25 protein-coding genes are annotated in these 20,096 nt (G+C 44.6%); 19 read left to right on the forward strand and 6 right to left on the reverse strand.

Annotation, left to right across the window (positions count from 1 at the left end; all coding sequences use genetic code 11):
* Position 1: 1 nt before the first annotated feature.
* From D891_RS0103275 to D891_RS0103290, 4 genes are read right to left on the reverse strand one after another with little or no spacing between them, the layout of a single operon-like run.
* Positions 2–472, reverse strand: coding sequence for a PTS sugar transporter subunit IIA (locus D891_RS0103275; RefSeq protein WP_025209604.1), 471 nt, complete (start codon positions 470–472; stop codon positions 2–4).
* Positions 469–981 (reverse strand): ribosome hibernation-promoting factor, HPF/YfiA family, encoded by a 513-nt coding sequence (gene hpf / locus D891_RS0103280; protein WP_025209605.1) that lies wholly within the window; start codon positions 979–981, stop codon positions 469–471. The genes D891_RS0103275 and hpf overlap by 4 nt, the downstream gene beginning before the upstream one ends.
* A gap of 18 nt (positions 982–999) precedes the next feature.
* Positions 1,000–1,356, reverse strand: coding sequence for a NifB/NifX family molybdenum-iron cluster-binding protein (locus D891_RS0103285; protein WP_084042300.1), 357 nt, complete (start codon positions 1,354–1,356; stop codon positions 1,000–1,002).
* A gap of 9 nt (positions 1,357–1,365) precedes the next feature.
* Positions 1,366–1,710: a J domain-containing protein gene (locus D891_RS0103290; RefSeq protein WP_025209607.1), complete on the reverse strand. Its 345-nt coding sequence runs from the start codon at positions 1,708–1,710 to the stop codon at positions 1,366–1,368.
* A gap of 197 nt (positions 1,711–1,907) precedes the next feature.
* Here D891_RS0103290 and D891_RS0103295 point away from each other — a divergent pair, with 197 nt between their 5' ends.
* The 19 genes from D891_RS0103295 to aroA are packed head-to-tail and all read left to right on the forward strand — an operon-like array spanning position 1,908 to position 17,421.
* Complete coding sequence (locus D891_RS0103295; protein ID WP_025209608.1) at positions 1,908–3,179, forward strand: ATPase domain-containing protein; 1,272 nt, start codon at positions 1,908–1,910, stop codon at positions 3,177–3,179.
* 19 nt (positions 3,180–3,198) lie between these two features.
* On the forward strand, positions 3,199–3,987 hold the full coding sequence (kdsA, locus tag D891_RS0103300) for a 3-deoxy-8-phosphooctulonate synthase (protein WP_025209609.1): 789 nt from the start codon (positions 3,199–3,201) through the stop codon (positions 3,985–3,987).
* Positions 3,971–5,017, forward strand: a complete 1,047-nt coding sequence (locus D891_RS0103305) for an LptF/LptG family permease (protein ID WP_025209610.1) — start codon at positions 3,971–3,973, stop codon at positions 5,015–5,017. The genes kdsA and D891_RS0103305 overlap by 17 nt, the downstream gene beginning before the upstream one ends.
* A gap of 8 nt (positions 5,018–5,025) precedes the next feature.
* Complete coding sequence (locus D891_RS0103310; RefSeq protein WP_025209611.1) at positions 5,026–5,844, forward strand: pyruvate, water dikinase regulatory protein; 819 nt, start codon at positions 5,026–5,028, stop codon at positions 5,842–5,844.
* Between the two features lie 19 nt (positions 5,845–5,863).
* Positions 5,864–6,388: a DUF948 domain-containing protein gene (locus tag D891_RS0103315; protein WP_025209612.1), complete on the forward strand. Its 525-nt coding sequence runs from the start codon at positions 5,864–5,866 to the stop codon at positions 6,386–6,388.
* Positions 6,389–6,748 carry a hypothetical protein gene (locus tag D891_RS0103320; RefSeq protein WP_025209613.1) on the forward strand — a complete coding sequence of 120 codons (360 nt, stop codon included), beginning with the start codon at positions 6,389–6,391 and terminating at the stop codon, positions 6,746–6,748.
* Positions 6,749–7,807 carry an AI-2E family transporter gene (locus D891_RS0103325; protein ID WP_025209614.1) on the forward strand — a complete coding sequence of 353 codons (1,059 nt, stop codon included), beginning with the start codon at positions 6,749–6,751 and terminating at the stop codon, positions 7,805–7,807.
* Complete coding sequence (gene purM / locus D891_RS0103330) at positions 7,804–8,811, forward strand: phosphoribosylformylglycinamidine cyclo-ligase (RefSeq protein ID WP_051453552.1); 1,008 nt, start codon at positions 7,804–7,806, stop codon at positions 8,809–8,811. Before D891_RS0103325 ends, purM begins: the two co-directional genes overlap by 4 nt.
* Positions 8,804–9,469, forward strand: a complete 666-nt coding sequence (gene purN / locus D891_RS0103335) for a phosphoribosylglycinamide formyltransferase (RefSeq protein WP_025209616.1) — start codon at positions 8,804–8,806, stop codon at positions 9,467–9,469. The genes purM and purN overlap by 8 nt, the downstream gene beginning before the upstream one ends.
* Positions 9,459–10,886, forward strand: coding sequence for an Asp-tRNA(Asn)/Glu-tRNA(Gln) amidotransferase subunit GatB (gene gatB / locus D891_RS0103340; protein ID WP_025209617.1), 1,428 nt, complete (start codon positions 9,459–9,461; stop codon positions 10,884–10,886). The genes purN and gatB overlap by 11 nt, the downstream gene beginning before the upstream one ends.
* Positions 10,883–12,163, forward strand: a complete 1,281-nt coding sequence (locus D891_RS0103345; RefSeq protein ID WP_025209618.1) for a dihydroorotase — start codon at positions 10,883–10,885, stop codon at positions 12,161–12,163. Before gatB ends, D891_RS0103345 begins: the two co-directional genes overlap by 4 nt.
* A gap of 2 nt (positions 12,164–12,165) precedes the next feature.
* Entirely contained in the window at positions 12,166–12,987 is an 822-nt protein-coding gene (gene accD / locus D891_RS0103350; protein ID WP_025209619.1) for an acetyl-CoA carboxylase, carboxyltransferase subunit beta, read from the forward strand.
* On the forward strand, positions 12,987–13,337 hold the full coding sequence (locus D891_RS0103355) for a hypothetical protein (RefSeq protein WP_025209620.1): 351 nt from the start codon (positions 12,987–12,989) through the stop codon (positions 13,335–13,337). Before accD ends, D891_RS0103355 begins: the two co-directional genes overlap by 1 nt.
* A 13-nt stretch (positions 13,338–13,350) precedes the next feature.
* Positions 13,351–13,623 carry an acylphosphatase gene (locus D891_RS0103360; RefSeq protein WP_025209621.1) on the forward strand — a complete coding sequence of 91 codons (273 nt, stop codon included), beginning with the start codon at positions 13,351–13,353 and terminating at the stop codon, positions 13,621–13,623.
* The gene (locus D891_RS0103365) at positions 13,614–14,159 is read left to right on the forward strand and encodes a tetratricopeptide repeat protein (protein WP_025209622.1); all 546 of its coding nucleotides are present in this window, start codon (positions 13,614–13,616) and stop codon (positions 14,157–14,159) included. The genes D891_RS0103360 and D891_RS0103365 overlap by 10 nt, the downstream gene beginning before the upstream one ends.
* Positions 14,156–15,124 (forward strand): KpsF/GutQ family sugar-phosphate isomerase, encoded by a 969-nt coding sequence (locus D891_RS0103370; RefSeq protein WP_025209623.1) that lies wholly within the window; start codon positions 14,156–14,158, stop codon positions 15,122–15,124. The genes D891_RS0103365 and D891_RS0103370 overlap by 4 nt, the downstream gene beginning before the upstream one ends.
* Positions 15,124–15,642 (forward strand): KdsC family phosphatase, encoded by a 519-nt coding sequence (locus D891_RS0103375; protein WP_025209624.1) that lies wholly within the window; start codon positions 15,124–15,126, stop codon positions 15,640–15,642. Before D891_RS0103370 ends, D891_RS0103375 begins: the two co-directional genes overlap by 1 nt.
* Positions 15,629–16,165, forward strand: a complete 537-nt coding sequence (gene lptC / locus D891_RS0103380) for an LPS export ABC transporter periplasmic protein LptC (protein WP_025209625.1) — start codon at positions 15,629–15,631, stop codon at positions 16,163–16,165. The genes D891_RS0103375 and lptC overlap by 14 nt, the downstream gene beginning before the upstream one ends.
* On the forward strand, positions 16,153–17,421 hold the full coding sequence (aroA, locus tag D891_RS0103385; protein ID WP_025209626.1) for a 3-phosphoshikimate 1-carboxyvinyltransferase: 1,269 nt from the start codon (positions 16,153–16,155) through the stop codon (positions 17,419–17,421). Before lptC ends, aroA begins: the two co-directional genes overlap by 13 nt.
* Here the strand turns inward: aroA and D891_RS0103390 are convergent.
* Positions 17,418–18,188 (reverse strand): SDR family oxidoreductase, encoded by a 771-nt coding sequence (locus D891_RS0103390; RefSeq protein ID WP_025209627.1) that lies wholly within the window; start codon positions 18,186–18,188, stop codon positions 17,418–17,420. The two genes, aroA and D891_RS0103390, sit on opposite strands and share 4 nt — an antisense overlap.
* 3 nt (positions 18,189–18,191) lie before the next feature.
* The gene (locus tag D891_RS0103395; protein ID WP_025209628.1) at positions 18,192–19,985 is read right to left on the reverse strand and encodes a diguanylate cyclase; all 1,794 of its coding nucleotides are present in this window, start codon (positions 19,983–19,985) and stop codon (positions 18,192–18,194) included.
* Positions 19,986–20,096: the final 111 nt, after the last annotated feature.

Below are 20,096 nucleotides of genomic sequence, written 5' to 3' on the forward strand. Positions count from 1 at the left end.
TTTATGCCTTCTTTAGCTCTTCTTCTCTATTCTTGATTAACTCTATAACCCTCTCTGCCTCTTTTTCTGCTATTATCTCTTCTTTTAGGCGGTTATCCTTAAATATCTTTGCCGCCTTTGCTAAGGCCTTAAGCAGTATAGACGGTTTGGAGCTTGGCGCTAAAACCACCAGGAATATCTGTGAAGGAACGCCGTCTAAAGAACCAAAATCGACGGGTTCCTCGGTGGTAAATAGGCCACCTATGAGCTTGCTTAATGAATCCATCTTGGCGTGAGGGAGGGCAAAATACCCCCCTACGGCCGTTGAGCCAAACCTCTCCCTTGCCCTTAAAAGGGAAAAGACATCCTCACTGTTTAGGTTGTTTTCCTTTGCCAAGTATTCTGCCATCTTCTTTAGGCATTCAAACTTCTCATGGCAGTTGATGTTTAGCTTTACTGTATTGATGAAATCGGTAATTCTATTTTCCTTCATCGTGTAACTATGTATCCATAATCGCCGTTTTTCTTTTTATACACCACACATACCTTACCGTTTTCTGAGTTGTTAAATACAACGAAGTGCTTATCCTCCTCGTTGAGTTTTATTATGGCCTCTTCCACCGTTAGTGGTTTGGGTATAAACTCCTCCTCAACAATGACAGGCTCCCTCTCGCTCTCCTGGGGTGCATACTGCTCAGCCTGGGATGCCCTCCTTTTGGACTTGTAAAGCTTATCCTTCATCTTCTCTATCTGTTTTTCCAACACCTCATACACCAGATCGATGGATGAGTACATATCCTTCGATGACTCTGTGGCCTTGATGATCTCGCCCTCTATATTTAGCTTTACATCGGCTATATGTCTGTATTTCTCCACGCTCAATACCACATCGGCTGTTGCCGAGCCATCTATCTTCCTCTGAAGCCTTCCGATTTTCTTTTCCACATACTCCTTAATCGAAGGCGTAAGCTCCGTGTTTTTTGCACTAATTGTAATCTTCATAACCCCTCCTTGGTTAAATTAATGGTTGTGTTCGTGGTGATCGCACACCTCTTGATAGGATAGATCCAGCCTGTTTGCGATAAAATCCTCCACCAACTCCTTGGCCTTCTTGGGTCTTACATTACTGATAACCCTGATGCCAAAGCTTTCAAACAACTCCTTTGCCTTCGGGCCTATACCGGCCACTATAACAACATCGGCATTTTTCTGTTTGACCCATTGAGGAAAAGACCCCTCAAAGTGTTCGGGGGCTGGCTCAATCTGCATAAGTTCGACCTTGCCGTTCTCTATATCGAAAAAAGCAAACTTGGGCGCATGGCCGAAATGCTCGCACAGATTATCACCTTCAATGGGCATGGCAACCCTTATCATCATCAAGCCTCCTTAAAAGAATCTGTTTTTCCAGTAAGAGTAATAATCGGATGTTTCCCTTTCAATGGAATATTCCCTCTCCCAATCGTCTAATTCTTCTTCTGTTATGGTTAAGAACTTGACATTCTCAACATCGAAGTCCTTTTTCGTTAGTATCATGTATGCGGTGTTGATGTCTCTGAATAGCTCTTCTGTGTTCTTATTAACATCGGGATGGTATTTTTTAGCCAGTTTCAGATAGTTGTTCCTTATGATCCAGTCGGGATCATCCTCACTAACGCCCAGTATCTTCCTTGCGGCTATCTCGTATCTCTTTATCTTTGTAAATCGGCTTTGAAAGGAGAAATCATAAATCATAAGCCACCCCCGCTGAGGGAGTAAAGTCCCCTGCCTTTTCCATATGTGGAATAATATGCTTTTTTGAGTGTTTCATCAACAAGTTTTAATCGATTATATCCTTTAGTCCACATATCCATAGTTTAGGAAAAAAAGTTGTGGTTGTAAAGGTCGCTTGAGTTTTTGACAGCTGAATCGGTTTAATCTAAAATTACCGTATGTCTAAGAAAACAACTGTATATGTCTGTTCGAACTGCGGTTATACCTCAAACAAGTGGTATGGCAGATGCCCCAAGTGTGGAGAATGGGGAACCTTTGAGGAGAAAAGCCCGCAAGCTAAAGGGGCAGTCTGTTATGATAAACCTTTAAAGATAAAGGAGATTGACCACAACGAGAGCTTTTTGCCCTTTGATAGTGAGTTTTCCGCCCTGTTTGATGGTAAGCTCTCCCTGGGTGGGGTTTATTTGATCTCTGGAACCCCCGGTGTGGGTAAATCCACCATGCTTCTGCAGCTGTCAAGGGATTTAAGCAAAAGCGGCAGGGTGTTGTATATATCGGCTGAGGAGTCCAAGGAGCAGGTGGCATCACGGGGCAAGAGGATAGGGGCCCTTGATGTGGAGGTGTTCTCATCCAATAGGCTTGAGGCCATTTTGGGTCTTCTTGAGAATGAAAAACCCGCTGTGGCCATTGTAGATTCGATACATGCCGTATTTGATGAGAATGTGGATTATGTTGTGGGGGGTATTCAGCAGGTCAGATATGCCACAGAGAGGCTTATAGATATTGCAAAAAGAAGCAACATAACCCTCTTTATAGTGGCGCATATAACCAAATCCGGCGCCATTGCAGGCCCGAAGACCTTGGAGCATATGGTTGATAGCGTGCTGCTGCTTGAGGTTGAATCAAAAAGCGGCCTGAGGGTGTTGAAGTTTTTAAAGAACCGTTTTGGTTCAACGGATGAGGCCTTGATATTGAAGATGACGGATAAGGGGCTTGTTGTCGTTGAGGATCCGACGACCAAGTTTATCGATGGGTTTGGCTCAAACGACGGTGTTTGCTATGGTGTTATCGTGGAGGGTAAACACCCCATAATCGTTGAGGTCCAAGCACTTTGCATAGAAACGCCGCTTGCTATTCCACGCAGGATAAGCGTGGGTTTTGATATAAACAGGTTGAATATGCTTATTGCCGTTATTGAGAAGAGGCTTAACCTGCCCATGTATAAATACGATGTCTATCTAAATATTACGGGCGGATTGAGAATAACCTCAACGCTTTTGGATGCAGCGGTTGTGGGGGCGATTTTTTCCTCTTTTAAGAAAAGGTCGTTTGAGGAGAGGACCGTTTTGGTGTCTGAGGTGGATCTCTCTGGAAAACTGAGGCTGTTTGAGGGTGAAGTGGATGTGGTAAATCGCCTGAAAGAGGGCGGTTTTTTTGTGGTCTCGGCTTTGGATTATAAAAACATAAAACAGCTTTACGATTTGCTTTAGGTTATGTATTATGGAAGCCATGAGGCATTTCTTTATTGCAGGGCCGTGTGTTATAGAAAATGAGACGATAGTTCTTCAGACGGCCGAAAGGCTAAAGGGGATAAGTGAAAAGTATAATATCGAGATAATCTTTAAATCGTCCTTTGATAAGGCCAACAGAACATCTATCGATTCCTTCAGAGGGCCGGGTATAGATGAGGGTCTTAGGATCCTTTCAAGGGTAAAGGAGGAGTTTGGTTTTAGGCTGACGACGGATATACACATACCGTCTCAGGCTGAGGTTGTTGCCGAGGTTGTTGATGTTATACAGATTCCTGCATTCCTGTGCCGCCAAACCGATATGATTGTTGAGGCTGCAAGGACAAACAAAACGGTAAACATCAAAAAGGGCCAGTTTATGGCACCGTGGGATATGAAATATGCTACAGCGAAGGCCAAATCGTCATCCGATGTTGATGTGTGGCTGACAGAGAGGGGTGCAACCTTTGGATACAACAACTTGGTGGTGGATTTTAGGAGCTTGAGGATAATGAAGGAATTTGCCGATGCTGTTATATACGATGCGACCCACTCCATGCAGATGCCCAGTGTGGCAGGTAAAAGCTTAGGGACGAAGGAATATGCATCCTGGCTGGCCTTTGCCGCAGCCAGTGTGGGTGTGGATGGTCTGTTTTTTGAGGTTCATCCGCAGCCTGAAAAGGCCCTATCCGATGCCGCTGTTATGTTGTCGTTGGATGAGTTTGAGAGTATAATCCCCGCCGTATTACAACATTGGCAGATAGCAGACGAATATGAAAAAGATTCATAGATACATATCGGTTTTCTTTCTTAAGACATTCTTTATCTCCATTGCATTCTTTGTGTTATTGTTTGTATTAAGTGATTTTTTCTCAAATCTGTCTGATATAGTTGGAAACGATGTGCCGTTTAGATACATAATCAACTACTACCTTTACTATTCCCCCTTTGTTGTTTACTTCAGCATGCCTTTTATATTTGCGCTCTCTTCGTTGGTAAGCTTGGGCTATCTATCCTCAAAGAACGAGATAATAGTCATGCGCTCAAGCGGCCTGAGCATATTAAGGATAGCAAAGCCCGTTTTGCTCTTTTCCTTGATTGTTGCCGTTGTTATGTTTTTCGGTAAGGAGCTTGTTGTGAATAAGGGGCTTGAGAAGGCCTCGTTTATCAGGCATTACTATTTTAAAAACAAGCGCTTCAAAAGGGGATGGACAAAAATCGGCAACTTCTTTGTAAGGGTCAATAAGCTCTCCGTCAGGGATAGGAAGGCCTATGATATAACTGCATACAGGGTTGATAAGGATTTTAAAGGGGTTGAGGTGATTGTAAAGGCGCATGAGGCGGTTTTTAAACCCAAGGAAGTGGTTTTGTTTGACGGTTGTCTCTATTCCATGCCCAATTTTTCAAACCCAAAATGCTTTAAGGATTTTAAGATAAAGACAAGCAAGAGCTTCTATTCGATGTTCTCCTCATCGAAGTTTAAAGAGCCATCGTTTTCTGAGCTTGTGTATTCCTTAAACCATACGCTGGATAAGGATTATTATACGGCCTTGATTATACACAGGATCGTATACCCCCTTTCATGTGTTATCCTAACCCTGCTATCTTTTGTGTTTATCTTAAGAACAAGCCCCCGAAGGGGCGGTTTTATAAGGAATGTCTTTTTGGGCAGTATAGTCTTTCTGGTTTATGTGGGCAGCCTGGAGTTGATATCGTCGATGGGCAGGTATTCTATGGTCGATCCGATTTTATCTGTTGTTATTTTTATCCTTTTCTGGGTGAGTGTTTCTGTGTATAATCTGTTGAAACTTGGCGTTTGAGGTGTTGAATGGAGGCAGAACCGAAGTATATCTATCTTATATCCGATGGCACGGGTGAGACTGCAACAAAGATAGCCCGGGCCTTCTTGGTTCAGTTTAAATACCCCAATATAGTTGAGAGGAAATTTATTGAGGTAAGGGATAAGGAAAAGATAGACGAGATTGTTAGAAAGGCCGAGGATGAGAGGCCTTTGGTTATTCTGACTATAGCCGATAAGGACTTAAGGGACTATGCAAACGATAGGTTTGGCCAGATTAATCTGATAGTGCTGGATCTGTTTGGTTATTACATCAGTAAGTTTGAGGAGTTCTTCGGCCAAAAGGCAAGGAATGTTTCAGGCCTTCTGCACAGGATTAGCGATCGCTATTTTGAAAAGATCAAGGCCATTGAATATACCGTTGAGCACGACGATAACAGGAGCAGTCGCAATCTGGACGATGCCGATATAATATTGGTGGGCCTATCCAGAACATCCAAAACACCTTTGAGCATCTATCTGGCCCAGGAGGGTGGATATAAGGTTGCCAATTTTGCTATAGTAAAGGGTGAAAAATTACCCGATGCCCTGTTTAAGGTTGATCAGAAGAAGATCGTGGGTTTAACCATCGACCCGATGAGGCTGTATGAGATCAGAAAGCAGAGGGCAAAGAAATTGGGACTATCCAACTCCTCGTATGCCTCATTGAGCAGGATATACGAGGAGGTTGAGTATGCAAACTCTATCTTTAGGCAGCATCCGCAATGGCTTGTTGTGGATGTTACAAACCGATCCGTCGAGGAGACGGCCAGCGAGATAGTTTCCAAATTATTTGGAAGAAAACTTTAGAGTTAGGAGGTTTTTGAAAATGGATTTAGCTTCCATTTCACTGGCGGTTATTGCTTTGGTTTATGCGGGTCTTGCATTGGGTGGTCTGATCGGCATCATTGTTTTAATTAAGCTCTATTCCGACATGAAGAAAAGAGTGGAGGAGATCAAGAAGCAGATTGAGCCCTATCAGTCCAAAGCCGATCAGATGCTCTACAAGGCAGAGGTTATGATGGAGATAGCCCAGACCCTGGCTGAGGATGTGAAGGTGTTGGTTGAGAAGGCCAAAGAAACCGGTGTTGAGGTGATGGATAAGACCAAAGAGACCACCACGGAGGTCATGGATAAGGCCAAGCAGACGAGTTTTGAGGTGATGGACAAGACCAAGGAGACCGTTAATGAGGTCAGCGATTTGGTTGTTAGCACCAAAAAGAGGGTTGAGAATCACACAAACTATATATTCGGCAGGGTTTCAGCCCTCGAGGAGAAGCTTGACGATGTTTATGCGTTTTTGGTGGGCATCTCCAAATTTACCTCAAAACTAATAAAGAGGGAGGATAGATAGATGAAAAAGATTTTAATGTTGGGCGTTTTGGGTTCTGCTGCAGTGGGTTTGTATTTTGTATTCAAAAAGATCGATTCAGATAAGCTATCCTCGCTGACGGATAAGCTATCCTCAATCAATGAGCAGCTATCAAAGTTAGAGGGCGCAAAAGAGGAGCTATTGGAGAAGGTTTCATTCTTAAACACATCGTTTGGGCAACTTGGCAGTGATCTGGTCGGTAAGGCCGGTGATATTATTCAGCAAAAGAAGCAGGCCATTGAGGATGCGATAGAAGAGGCCAAGAGGATGATAGAAGAAGAAAGGGAGAAGCTAAGACAGATAAGGGCGAAGTTGGATGAGGTAAATACAGGGGTGGAATAGTTGAATACGACCAACCATTCCGGCCTGTTTGAGTATTTCATATTCCTTTTGTTCCTTATAGGCGGTGTTTATCTTTTGTTCTTTAAGCTCACCTTTGTAACCATTGTTGTCTTTCTGTCCTATCTTGTTGCAGAGATATCATACCCATTTGAGAATATGTTGCTTAAGTTTAAAATCCCCCGCTGGATGAGTGGGCTTTTTGTTTTGAGTATTATCATGGGCGGCACGGTGTTTGTTTTGACCATAACCGTGCCTGCCCTTATCAATCAGATCTCCGGGATAGAAAAACAGCTTCCCGCACTCATCGAGGGGATTCAGGATTTTATAAATAGGATTTACAGCTATATGTCGATCAAGTTTTCCAACAACAGCATAATCAACCACTTATTGGCCTCCGCCACCGATTCTGTTAAAAAATACCTCATTGATTTTGCCGTGAATTCTCTAACGGGCCTCATCAAGGGCGTCTCAGGACTTATGGCTATGTTCCTTATCCCTATACTCTCCTTCTTTATGATTATTTACAGGCAGAAGTATAAGCTTGTGATTAAAAGCATCATATTGACCGTTTTGGGAGAGGATTACCTTTCTGTGTTTCAGGATATACACAATGTCATTATAAGCTATATCGTGGGTCTTGTAATACTCATGGTGGTGGTGTCTGCTCTGGGTATTGCAGGGCTTTATGTGGTGGGCATAGATTATGCCCTGCTTTTTGGTGTGTTGGGTGGTGTGCTTTACATAATCCCCTATTTGGGTGCGATTTTTAGCTTTATACCGCCTATTCTTGTGGCGTTGGTCGTTCACCACAGCATCATTATGGCCATTGAGGTGTTGGCCGTCTTGTTGTTTATACACTTTATCAGCGGCAATATTATAGCACCTTACATCTATTCAAAACAGTTAGAGTTAGACCCTTTAGCCGTCCTGCTTTCCATTCTGTTTTTTGGAAAGCTTTTAGGTGTGTGGGGTGTTATACTCTCTGTTCCGCTTTTGGGTATAATCGTTGTTAGCTATGAGAAGCTTGTGCCAATCTTAATAAAAAGGAGAGCAATGTGATAGACTATAGATCTGCCGGTGTGGATATAGACAAGGGCAACAGATTTGCAGAAGCCATAAAGGAAATGGTCGAGGTTTTACCCAAAGACGGGGTTATCTCTTCCATCGGCGGTTTTTCAGCGCTTTTTGGGTTAGATAGATTTGGGTGCGATCTGGTTCTTTCCTCTGCCACAGATGGCGTTGGAACGAAGCTTTTGGTTGCCCAGATGGCTGGTATTCACAACACCGTCGGTATAGATCTGGTTGCCATGAATGTGAACGATATAATTACCGGCGGAACAAAGCCTGTATTCTTTTTGGATTACATATCATACAGCAAGCTTGAGGATGGTGTGCTTGAGAAGATAATAGAGGGTATAGTTGAGGGGTTGAGGCAGTCCAATACGGCTTTAATAGGCGGTGAAACGGCGCAGATGCCCGATGTCTATGGGGATGGTGAATACGATATTGCGGGTTTCTGTGTTGGTGTGGGCAAGAAGGATGAGCTTTTGCCAAAGCAGACAAAAGAGGGCATGGTGGTGATTGGTTTTGCATCGAGCGGTTTTCATTCAAACGGTTATTCGCTTTTGAGGAAACTGTTTTTTGATATAGGCCGATACAGCTTAGACAGCATGATTTTGAATAAACCACTGGTCGAGTGGTTGCTTAAGCCGACCAGGATATATGTCGAGCTCTTTGAGAAGATAAGGCCGTGGGTCGTGGCTGCATCCCATATAACAGGCGGCGGTTTTTACGATAACATACCACGCATCTTGCCTGAGGGTATTGGTGTTGTTATAGAGAAAAAGGCTCTTCCTGAGGTTGAGATATTTGAGTTTGTTAAAAATTTGGGTAAAATTAGCGATAGGGAGATGTTTAGGACATTTAACATGGGTGTCGGTTTTGTTATAATTTGCAATGAATCCGATGTTGATGGGGTTGTATCTGCCTCTTCAGGGTTGGGTATAGATGCCTATAGGATCGGATACACAACAAAAGATGTTAAAGGGGTGGAAATTGTATAGGCTTGGAGTGTTGCTATCTGGCAGGGGGTCAAACTTTGAATCCATACTGAAAGCTATAGAATCGGGTTATATAAAAAACGGAAAGATCGTTGTTGTCTTAAGCAATAAAGCCAACGCAAGGGGTCTTGAGAAGGCCAAAGAGGCCCACATAGATGCCCTGTTTGTAAACCCCGAAGGGCTTTCAAGGGATGAATACGATAGAAAGTTGGTCGAGATATTGAGAAGCTATAATGTGGATTATGTTATTCTGGCAGGGTATATGAGGATACTTTCTGACTGTTTCATAGATAGCTTTGAGGGTAAGATCCTAAATATACACCCTGCACTCTTGCCGTCGTTTAAGGGTTTGCATGCCCAGAGGCAGGCGCTTGAGGCCGGCGTGAGGTTTGCCGGTGCGACGGTTCATTTTGTTACAAAAGAGCTCGATTCAGGGCCCATAATAATCCAATCCGTTGTCCCTGTGTTTGATAATGATACCGAGGATAGCCTCTCGGACAGGATATTGAAGAGCGAGCATAAGATATATCCGCTGGCCGTTAAGTTGTTGTGCGAGGATAGAATAAGCTTAAAGGGCAATCGTGTTTTGATAGATGGGGATTTCTTGGATGAGGGTTTCTTTGCAATCAATCCAGTAGGTGGAGGAAGAGATGGAGTTTGAGGCCGTAATAGGTTTGGAGGTTCACATACAGCTTCTGACAAATACCAAGATATTCTGCAGCTGTTCAACGGATTTTGGAGCCCCGCCCAATACGCATATATGCCCTGTTTGCATGGGTGCACCGGGTGTTCTGCCCGTTTTGAACAAGAGGGTTGTGGACTATGCTATAAAATTGGGTCTGGCCCTGGATTGCAAGATAAATAGATTTTCCCGTTTTGCAAGAAAAAATTACTTCTATCCAGACCTGCCCAAGGGATATCAGATATCACAGTATGAACTGCCCATATTGGAGGGCGGTTATGTTGAGATATTCGTGGATGGTGAGTATAAAAAGATAGGGCTTGAGCGCATACACATGGAAGAGGATGCAGGAAAGACCATCCACAGGCCGGATGGCAGTTATGTGGATTTCAACAGAGCAGGCGTTCCACTGCTTGAGATAGTCTCGCTGCCCGTTATGCATTCACCAAAAGAGGCCGGGGAGTATCTGCGCTCCCTGCGCAGGATCGTCAGGTATTTGGGTATATGCGACGGCAACATGGAGGAGGGCTCCTTGAGGTGTGATGCGAATGTCTCCGTTAGGCCCAAGGGTGAGACGAGGCTTGGGACAAAGACGGAGCTTAAGAATATGAATTCGTTTAGGCATGTGGAGAAGGCCTTAGAGTATGAGATACAACGCCAGATAGAGGTTATAGAAGACGGTGGCAAGGTAATTCAAGAAACCCGATTGTGGGATGAAAAGAGTGGCATAACAAAGCCCATGAGGAGTAAGGAAGAGGCCTATGAATACAGGTACTTCCCGGATCCAGACCTTGTGCCTATCTTAATAGACGATGAGTGGATAGAGAGGATAAAAAATGAAGTGCCTGAGCTTCCCAGGCAGAAGCTTGAGCGTTTTGTTAAAGAATACGGATTGAAAGAGGACGATGCGAGGGTTTTGGTTGAGGAGAAGGCCTTGGCCGATTACTTTGAGGAGGCTTCGAAGGGCTATAAAAACCCTCAGGCCATAGCGAACTGGATATTGTCAGAACTTTTGGGTTATCTAAATAAAGACAACAAAACCATAGATGAGACATTGATAAAGCCATCCCACATAAGAGAGCTTGTTGAGCTTGTGGATAGCGGCACCATAAGCGGCAAGATAGCGAAGACCGTCTTTGCTAAGATGTATGAATCCGGCAAAAAGCCCAAACAGATCGTTGAGGAGGAGGGGCTTGTTCAGATAACCGATAAGGCGCAGATTGAGGCCATTGTGGATGAGGTTATTAAGGCCAATCCAAAGGCCGTTGAGCAGTATAAGGGTGGTAAAAAGAATACGATTGGCTTCTTTGTCGGACAGGTAATGAAAAAAACCAAGGGCAAGGCCAATCCCAAGATTGTTAATGAGATACTTGCTTCTAAATTGGAGGAGTTATGAGAACGGTTATAAGGAACGGTTATGTTATAGCACCGTCAAACGAGTTTGAGGGTTTTGCCGATGTCTCGATTGTTGACGGTGTTATAGAAACGGTAGGCGATGTTGGAGGGGTTAGTATAGATGAAGAGGTGGATGCCACAGGATTGATAGTGGCCCCCGGTTTTGTGGACATACACGCCCATTTGAGGGATCCGGGTTTTACACATAAGGAGACCATAGAGACGGGCATGAGGGCTGCCGTTAAGGGTGGCTTTACCACCATCTGCTGCATGCCCAACACGAATCCGACAATAGACAATATCCAGACGGTGGAGTATATAAAATCGAAGGCAGCCGCCGTTGGCATATGCGATGTTTATCCGATAGGCACGATAACAAAGGGCGAGAAGGGCGAAGAATTAAGCGACATGATGAGCCTAAAAGAGGCAGGCTGTGTGGCGTTTTCCGACGACGGTAGACCCGTTATGAACGGTGAGGTTTTGAGGAAGGCTCTGATATACGCTGAGGATTTGAATGTCCCCCTTACGCTGCATGAGGAGGATCTGAATATATCGGGTGATGGGGTTGTAAACGACGGCAAGCCCGCATTTGAATTGGGGCTTAAGGGTATACCCAATGTATCTGAATCATCCATCATAGCAAGGGATGTGGAGATAGCAAAAAGCACCAATGCCCAACTACACATATGCCATGTTAGCACAAGGGAGTCGATTGATGTGCTAAAGAAGGCCAAGATGGACAGCGACAGGATTACATTCGAGGTCACGCCACACCATCTATCGTTGACCGATGAGGAGATCAGGGGGTATAACACATTTGCCAAGGTTAATCCCCCACTCAGGAGCAAGGAGGATGTGGAGGCTATACACGGCGCCTTCTCCTTAGGTCTTGTTGATGCTATAGCCACAGACCATGCGCCCCACGATGAGGATTCCAAGCGATGCACCATGCAGAATGCGGCATTTGGTATAAGCGGCTTTGAGACGGCCTTTGCCGTGGTCAATACATACCTTGTCGAGGCCGGCATCATAGGTCTTTCAGATGCCATAGCATTGATGACTGTTAAGCCTGCTCGAATCTTCCATCTTGATGCAGGCACGCTCAATGAGGGTGGGTTTGCCAATATCGTGTTAATTGATAAGAACAAGGAATGGGTGGTTGATAGGAATAAATTCGTATCCAAGGGCAAGAATACGCCCTATCACGGTAAGAAGCTTAAGGGTGAGATTGTTAAAACATTTTACAGGGGAATGCTGGTTTACTCAAAAGGGGTGTAAAGATGGTGTTTTTTAAGAGGAAGAAGTCCAAGAAGGAAGAGAAGAAGTGGATTCAGTGTAAAAAATGCAATGAGACATTCTATATAGATGAGGTTAAGCAGAACTTCTGGATCTGCCCCAGGTGTGGCTCTTACTTCAGGGTTTCGGCCAAAGACAGGATAGAGATGACGGTGGATGAGGGGAGCTTTAAGGAGTTTGACAGCCGCATATCGACAAAAGACCCGTTGAACTTTACGGATCTTAAGCCTTATAAGAATAGGCTAAAGGAGGCCATTCAGAAAACAGGCTCTAAGGAGGCCGTTATAAACGGCACATGCACCATAGACGGTCAACCCTGCGTCTTAAGCGTTATGGATTTTTCCTTCTTGGGCGGCTCTATGGGTTATGCAACGGGTGAGAAGATCGTCAGGGCGATAGAGAAGGCCATAAGGCTAAAGGTTGGGCTTGTTATAATCAGTGCATCTGGTGGGGCAAGGATGCAGGAAGGAATCTTGTCTTTGATGCAGATGGAAAGAACAGCAGCCGCCTTGAGTCTTTTGGCGGATAAGGGCCTGCCCTATATATCGGTTTTAACAGACCCAACAACCGGCGGTGTGGCTGCAAGTTTTGCCATGTTGGGCGATGTGATTATAGCAGAGCCCAACGCATTAATAGGGTTTGCAGGCCCGAGGGTTATTGAGCAGACCATAGGACACGGTCTGCCTGAGGGCTTTCAGAGGTCTGAGTTTTTGCTTGAGAAGGGCTTTATTGATGTTATTGTGGATAGGAAGGAGATACCTAAATACATAGGTAAGTTTTTGAGGTATTTCTCAAACGGCAAGTAATGGATGATGACTCTTTATATACCTATAGGGTTCAAAGCCCGCCTCGAATCGACAGGATCGATGGCTTTAAGAAGGAGGGAGGCCAGAATAGCAGGCAGGGTTTCTTTAAAAAGAAGAAGCCCAAGAAGGCCAAAGATGCATTCAAGGATGCGTTTTGTGAATACTTTGGCCTTGATGGGGATAGATTTTCGATTAATTTAATTAAGATGGACGGTAAATGGAAGGTTAGAATCTGCAATAAGTTGACAAATAGATGTCTGTTGCAGGATTATGAGGTGCTTTGCGGTATCTTGAATAGGAGTTGCAAGCTGCCCGATGCCATCGGGGTGAATGTCGACAAGAAGGCTTGATATGGAGGATGCAATGCCTTGTAAGAGATTGAGAATAACCGGTGTTGTGCAGGGTGTGGGCTATAGGGCCTGGGCAAAGAGGCTTGCCGGCATGCTTGGTGTTAAGGGCTATGTCAGGAACATGCCTGACGGCAGTGTTGAGATGGTTGTGTGTGCTGAGGATAAGCTGGTCAATGTCATGATAAATGCCGCAAAGAAGGGTCCTGCAGCCAGCGTTGTTAAGGATGTTGAGGTGTTTGATGTGGATTACAAACCGGAGGATAAGGAGTTTAGAATATGGGTGTGAAACCTAAGAAGATAGAGGAGTTGCTTCAATACGGTATAGAGAGCTTTTTGAATAACAGGTTTGATAGGGCAAAGACATTCTTTATGCTGGTTTTGTCCAAGGATCCGTCAAACAGGATAGCCCAATTTGGCATGATGTGTATCGATGCTATTGAGGATGGGCTGGTTGAGGCAAAGGATATGTTCGGTGTTTATGTGTTCTCCTCAGAGGAACAGCAGGATACATTGAGGGAGATATTTGAGAAATACCAGAACAGCGCTATGTATGCCGACGGCGATCTGGACTATCTGTATGATGTGCTGTCTCTGTATAATGTAAAGGCGACGAGCATGGGTGATGACCTCTATCTATCTAAGATAGAACCGGACAGAAACAGGGGCATAAATACCAATATGCTCCTTGGGAAGGTGTATGAGAAGATGGGGGATTACTCCAAAGCCATCGACTATCTGGCAAAGGCTGCAAAGATGAAGCCGTTTGATAACGAACTGCTTAAGGAACTCATGGAGATGGTAAAGAAGAACAAAGAGAAATGAATAGTGTTTTAGAGGCGATCAAAAGGGCTGTTGATATAGAAGCAGAAAGCATAAAGGGATTGAGCAATAGGATAGATGAATCCTTTATTGAAGCCGTTGAGCTGTTGGATAGCTGCAGGGGCAGGGTGATCTTTTCGGGTATTGGAAAATCTGGCCTGGTGGCGAAGAAGATATCCTCGACCTTTTCCAGCATAGGCATACCCTCTATGTTTGTCCATCCGTCAGAGGCAGCCCACGGTGATCTGGGTATGATAAGAAGCGATGATGTGGCTGTATTGCTCTCAAACTCCGGTGCAACGGCCGAGGTGCTGTTCCTTTTGCCGATGCTTAAGAGGTTTGGCCTAAAGATAATCTCCATTGTGGGGAATATACACTCAGAGCTTGCAAGAAGGAGCGATGTTGTTTTGGATGCCTCGGTTGAATCTGAGGCCACACCGATAAGCCTGGTGCCGACATCATCGACAACCGTGGCCTTGGTTATAGGCGATGCCCTGGCTGCTGGTCTTATTGTAAAAAGGAACTTCAAGGAGGAGGATTTTGCCTTCTTCCACCCCGGTGGTGCTATAGGCAAGAAATTGCTTGTCAGGGTTGAGGATTTGATGCATTCGGGCGATGAAGTGCCCATGGTGGGTCTGGATGAGTCCTTTGAGAGGCTGGTGTATGAGATCTCGTCCAAGAGACTGGGCATGACTACGGTTGTCGATGATGGCGGTAATCTTGTGGGCGTTATAACGGATGGGGATCTAAGAAGGGCGATAGAGAGATACAAAAGCAAACTGTTTGATATAAAGGCCAAGGATATAATGAGCAGAAACCCGAAGACCATAGATAGGTTCTCTTTGGCGGCAAAGGCGGCAAACATCATGGAGGGTTATTCCATAACCAGCTTGGTGGTTGTTAATGTTAATGGCAGGATCGAGGGCGTTATACATATGCACGATATACTTAAAGCCGGGGTATTGTAATGATTAGACTTATAATCATGGATGTCGATGGCGTTTTGACCGACGGAAGGATAATACTGGACGATAACGGTGTTGAGTATAAGTTCTTTGATGTGAAGGATGGCCACATATTTCACATAATCCACAACTTCGGCATAAAGACGGCCATTGTATCGGGCAGGTATTCTGAGGTCACAAACATAAGAGCCAAACAGTTGGGTGTTGAAGATGTCTATCAGGATGTTCACAACAAGATGACGGCTTATGGTGAATTGAAGAGGAAATACAACCTCAACAACGACGAGATAGCCTATATCGGGGATGATGTAATCGATATACCGCCCATGATAGTTTCCGGTTTTAGTGCCTGCCCCTCTGATGCCCATCAGGAGGTTAAGAAGGTGAGCGATTACATATCGCCGCTTCCCGGTGGCAGGGGTGCAGTTAGGGATATTGTGGAATACATCATGAAGCAGGAAGGTATATGGGAAGAGATGATGAAAAAATACCTGCTGATAGACGGATATGGTATCGTTTAAAAAACTCACGCTCTTCAGCGGCTATTTTTCCCTATCCCTTCTATTTGGAATCTCGGCTTTCCTGTTTGTGGGGTTTATGCAAAAAGAAACCATAAAGACCGTTGATGTCTCTTTCAATGTAAAGGAGAAGGCAAGCGGTGTTGATGTGTATAAGTTCAGCAAAAACGGCAAATACCACATAGTTGCAAACAGGATGGTTAAGCTGAAAAACGGGGTTGTAAAACTCATAAAACCTAAGTTGTGGGTTATAAGGCCATCAAAGCCGCCTGTTTTAATTGTCTCAGGTGAGGCTTTGGTCTATCCCAATAACGACATCTATGCCTCTGGCGGTGTTGTTCTTAAAAGGAGGGATCTGGTAATTGAAGGCGATAGGGTTTCATACAACTCTTCTAACAATGCACTAAAAAGCGATGTCCCGTTTCATGGAAGGACGGATAAATCCAAGTTCAAGGGCAGGGCCTTTGTCTATTACCTGAACGATTCTAAGCTTGTAAGCAGGGGTGTTAGTATATGGTTAAGATGAAATCGTTGAGGGTGGCGTCTGATAAATCCATATCCCATAGGGCTGTGATGTTTTCATCTATAGCCGAGGGCAGAACGGTTATCAACAACGCCCTGTTTTCCGATGATACATTGAGAACAATCAAGGCCATGCAGTCGATGGGCGTAAGGATAGAGGTTAGCTCACGCCGAATCGAGGTGGTGGGTGTGGGCAAATACGGGCTTAAAGAGCCCGATGATGTGCTGTATCTGGGCAATTCCGGCACATCCATGAGGCTTTTGAGCGGTTTGTTGGCCGGACAGGACTTTTTAAGCATCTTAACGGGTGATGATTCGCTGCGCAACAGACCCATGGGCAGGGTTATTAAGCCTTTAAGGGCTATGGGGGCGTCGATTATGGCAAGAGATAACGACTTGGCGCCACTTGCCATAAAGGGCTCTAATCTAAAGGGTATAAAGCACAAGATGGGTATAGCCTCTGCTCAGGTGAAATCCGCTATCCTGCTTGCCGGTCTCTATGCTGACGGTGATGTTGAGGTTGTTGAACCGTATAAATCGAGAAACCACACAGAAACGATGTTAAAGGCATTCGGTGTCGATGTGATAGAGGACGGTTTAGCGGTGAGGTTGGGCAAAAACAGGCAACTTGAGGGCGATCTGGCCATAGATGTTCCTGCCGACATATCGTCTGCTGCCTTCTTTATGGTTTTGGGCGCCCTGAAGAGGGATTTTGAGCTTGTCTTGAAGGATGTAGGCCTAAATCCGACAAGGAGCGGCATTTTGAGTGTTTTTGATGAGGCCAATGTGGATTACGATATAAAAAACGAGCGTTTGAGCGGGCTTGAGAAGATGGGCGATGTTGTGGTTAGGTTTTCTAACAACCTCAGGCCGTTTAAGATAGACGGTGAGCTTCTGCCTCTGTTGATAGATGAGATACCCATTCTGTCTATTCTGGCCATCTTTTGCGATGGCATAAGCAGCATAAGGGATGCGGCTGAGTTGCGCAAAAAAGAGAGCGACAGGATAAAGTCGATTTGCGAGGGGTTAAAAAGGGTGGGGGTCAAAACAGAAGAGTTTGAGGATGGATTTGATATTTACGGCAAACCCAACCACCCGATAAGGCCAGCCTTGATCGATACACACAACGACCACAGAATAGCCATGAGCTTTTCTATCTTATCTGCGGTTAGTTCTGTGCCGATAGAGTTGACTGAGACACACTCCATCCTGACATCGTATCCGAACTTTTTGGATCACCTCTCTTATGTATCGAGTTAAAGCCTTTTGTAATTCTTGACATTCAGCAGTGCGCTGGCCTGCTGCGTTGGCATAAGAACCATATCCTCAACCGTAACATGCAAGGGCCTTGAGACGGCAAACCATACGGCTTCGGCCACATCCTCTGCCGTCAGAGGGGTTATGTTTTCATAGACCTTCTTTGCCTTCTCTATATCGCCGTCAAACCTTACGATGCTGAATTCGGTCTCAACCATGCCCGGGTCTATGGAGATTATGCGGATGTTTGTGCCTAAAACATCCATCCTTAAAGCCTTGGATAGGTGCAAAACGGCCGCCTTTGTGGCGCAATATACATTGCCACCTGGATATGTTTCATGGCCTGCGATTGATGCTATATTTACGATTGTGCCGCTGTTTCTTTCTATCATGGAGGGCAGTATGGCCCTGGTTACATACAGAAGCCCCTTGATGTTTGTGTCGATCATGACCTCCCAATCGTCTATCCTTCCATCCTGAAGCCTATCAAGCCCTTTACTCAAACCTGCGTTGTTTATCAATATATCGACATTCTTCCACTGATCGGGCAGGTTTGTAAGCGATTCTATGACCTCATCCCTGTTTCTGACATCGAGCTTTATGGGCAGCACCTTTACCTTGTATCTCTCCTGCAGCTCATCCTTTAACTCTATTAATCTCTCCAGCCTCCTTGCTGTAATGATGAGATCTATTGAGTTTTTGGCCAATATCTCGGCTGTTGCCTTGCCTATGCCGCTTGAGGCACCCGTAATCAGGGCTATTTTTCCCATCAATCACTCCTCCTTCTTGGCTTTTATTATCCTGTTTTTACCCTCTTTCTTTGCTGCATACATGGCCTCATCGGCCAATCTGACAGCCTCTTTGAAGTCTTGGGCATCCTCGGGTATGATTGCATACCCTATGCTTGCCGTGATGTTTATGGTGTTGCCGTTGATCTTGATGGGCGAGGCAGAAAGCTCATCCTTAAACCCCTTAAGGAGCTGAATGAGGTTTTCCTCCTCTATGTTTTCAAGAATAATCAGGAACTCCTCACCGCCGTATCTTACGATTAGATCAGAACTCCGCTTAAAGTGGTTCTTCAAGATGGCTGCCACATGTTTTAACACCTCATCGCCTATTAGGTGTCCGTATGAGTCGTTTATCTTTTTGAAATCATCCAGGTCTATCATGACGACGGCAACCTTTGTATTGAGCCTTTTGGCCGTCGATAGTATAGTGGGGATTACCTCTTCTAAGAACCTCCTGTTGTAAAGCTCGGTTAGCTTGTCTTTTAGTGAGAGCTCCTTTAGACTCTGGGTTAGTCTTTTTATGTTTAGGCTGTGTGCCATGCTCTGTATGAATCGGTTGATTACCTTCTTCATCGTTGTATTTATCGGTGTGTCTGAGTCAAAGACCATCTCGATGGCCCCCATCAGTGATTCGCCTGAGAATATGGGATAGCATATGTATTCCTGATTGTTGGGGCAGGTTTCGTTTAGTGTCATGCCTTTCTTTACGGCCTTTAGGCATTTTTGGGTGAACGGACAGTTTATGGTGCCTTCCCTGACAACGGGTATGAGATTTGAGTTCTTCTCCTTGTATATGGAGAAGTTCTTAATGTTGAACTCCCTCTTTAGAAGCTCTGCAAGAAGCAGGAATATCTCCTCCTCGCTTTCGCATAGGTCTATGTCCTCCTTGAACTTCAAAAGCCTGGTCGTGTTTTCGATATAGCTGTTTATGTTGGATATGAGTTTACCGACAGGCCCCTCGGTGGAGGATAGCGGCAACTTCATGTTGATGTTTACCTCATCCTCTATCAGTTTCTTTGATACATCGGCAATCTCCTCAACGGATCTCATCATCTTTGAGATGAGAATGTACATAACCAGAAACGATATTATGGAAAAGAATATGCCCGGTATGAGGCTCTTTATGGCATCCTTTATAAACAGCTTCTTCTGCTTTTGGCTGTATATGCTTATAATCTCGTCTATGTCTTTTATATAGAATCCACTGCCTATGATCCACCTTAGGGATGGTATGGTTTTAACATAGGATATCTTTTTATACAGCCTGCCCGATGTGTCTGATGGGTAATACCAGCGGTATGTAATGAAATCGCCGTTTTTTATCCTAAGGGTTTCAAGCATCCGTTTTAGGTCCTCAAACGGGTTGCCTTTCAGCTTGAATATGTTTTTTCCCTCGATGGTTGGCCGTGGCGGGTCTATCAACATAGTGCCGTCATAGGTCATGCACCATACATACCCAACCCTGCCGTATTTTATTGTGCTTATGCCATCAAGAGCTATGCTCTTTGAATCCTCAAGCGAGAGCTTACCCTCCATGGCCAGATTTTCCGCTATGCTTACGATATTTTGAGCCACCTCAACGGCTGTTCTTGCCATGTCCTTGTGTATCTGTATTAGGTTGGTTCTTTGGTTTTCTATCTGTTTTTGCATCTGTGAGTACTGTTTTACAAAGAAATACCCATAACCCAAAATCCCTATGATAATAAGGCCTATGGTGTATGTGGCCAGTATCTTGAATTTAAACGACTTCTTGGAGAGTCTGCCTATTATCCTTCTCATAACCAACCAAAAATCAAAACTTTTTACCCTTTACGGTCAAGCTATTATACATTTTTATCGAACAGAGTGAAATAATTTAAAACTTCCGTTTTTAAGTAAATAAAATATTAC

It is taken from the genome of Hippea sp. KM1, from assembly GCF_000526195.1.
Classification (GTDB): domain Bacteria; phylum Campylobacterota_A; class Desulfurellia; order Desulfurellales; family Hippeaceae; genus Hippea.

Excerpts from the sequence above, each read along its gene's own strand:
- accD (WP_025209619.1), top strand. The coding sequence starts at position 12,166 with ATGGTGTTTTTTAAGAGGAAGAAGTCCAAGAAGGAAGAGAAGAAGTGG.
- D891_RS0103315 (WP_025209612.1), top strand. The coding sequence starts at position 5,864 with ATGGATTTAGCTTCCATTTCACTGGCGGTTATTGCTTTGGTTTATGCG.
- D891_RS0103370 (WP_025209623.1), top strand. The coding sequence starts at position 14,156 with ATGAATAGTGTTTTAGAGGCGATCAAAAGGGCTGTTGATATAGAAGCA.
- D891_RS0103310 (WP_025209611.1), top strand. The coding sequence starts at position 5,026 with ATGGAGGCAGAACCGAAGTATATCTATCTTATATCCGATGGCACGGGT.
- D891_RS0103295 (WP_025209608.1), top strand. The coding sequence starts at position 1,908 with ATGTCTAAGAAAACAACTGTATATGTCTGTTCGAACTGCGGTTATACC.
- D891_RS0103395 (WP_025209628.1), bottom strand. The coding sequence starts at position 19,985 with ATGAGAAGGATAATAGGCAGACTCTCCAAGAAGTCGTTTAAATTCAAG.
- D891_RS0103285 (WP_084042300.1), bottom strand. The coding sequence starts at position 1,356 with ATGATGATAAGGGTTGCCATGCCCATTGAAGGTGATAATCTGTGCGAG.
- D891_RS0103275 (WP_025209604.1), bottom strand. The coding sequence starts at position 472 with ATGAAGGAAAATAGAATTACCGATTTCATCAATACAGTAAAGCTAAAC.
- D891_RS0103355 (WP_025209620.1), top strand. The coding sequence starts at position 12,987 with ATGGATGATGACTCTTTATATACCTATAGGGTTCAAAGCCCGCCTCGA.
- D891_RS0103345 (WP_025209618.1), top strand. The coding sequence starts at position 10,883 with ATGAGAACGGTTATAAGGAACGGTTATGTTATAGCACCGTCAAACGAG.
- D891_RS0103360 (WP_025209621.1), top strand. The coding sequence starts at position 13,351 with ATGCCTTGTAAGAGATTGAGAATAACCGGTGTTGTGCAGGGTGTGGGC.
- D891_RS0103290 (WP_025209607.1), bottom strand. The coding sequence starts at position 1,710 with ATGATTTATGATTTCTCCTTTCAAAGCCGATTTACAAAGATAAAGAGA.
- gatB (WP_025209617.1), top strand. The coding sequence starts at position 9,459 with ATGGAGTTTGAGGCCGTAATAGGTTTGGAGGTTCACATACAGCTTCTG.
- hpf (WP_025209605.1), bottom strand. The coding sequence starts at position 981 with ATGAAGATTACAATTAGTGCAAAAAACACGGAGCTTACGCCTTCGATT.
- D891_RS0103375 (WP_025209624.1), top strand. The coding sequence starts at position 15,124 with ATGATTAGACTTATAATCATGGATGTCGATGGCGTTTTGACCGACGGA.
- lptC (WP_025209625.1), top strand. The coding sequence starts at position 15,629 with ATGGTATCGTTTAAAAAACTCACGCTCTTCAGCGGCTATTTTTCCCTA.
- D891_RS0103305 (WP_025209610.1), top strand. The coding sequence starts at position 3,971 with ATGAAAAAGATTCATAGATACATATCGGTTTTCTTTCTTAAGACATTC.
- aroA (WP_025209626.1), top strand. The coding sequence starts at position 16,153 with ATGGTTAAGATGAAATCGTTGAGGGTGGCGTCTGATAAATCCATATCC.
- D891_RS0103390 (WP_025209627.1), bottom strand. The coding sequence starts at position 18,188 with ATGGGAAAAATAGCCCTGATTACGGGTGCCTCAAGCGGCATAGGCAAG.
- D891_RS0103320 (WP_025209613.1), top strand. The coding sequence starts at position 6,389 with ATGAAAAAGATTTTAATGTTGGGCGTTTTGGGTTCTGCTGCAGTGGGT.
- kdsA (WP_025209609.1), top strand. The coding sequence starts at position 3,199 with ATGAGGCATTTCTTTATTGCAGGGCCGTGTGTTATAGAAAATGAGACG.
- D891_RS0103365 (WP_025209622.1), top strand. The coding sequence starts at position 13,614 with ATGGGTGTGAAACCTAAGAAGATAGAGGAGTTGCTTCAATACGGTATA.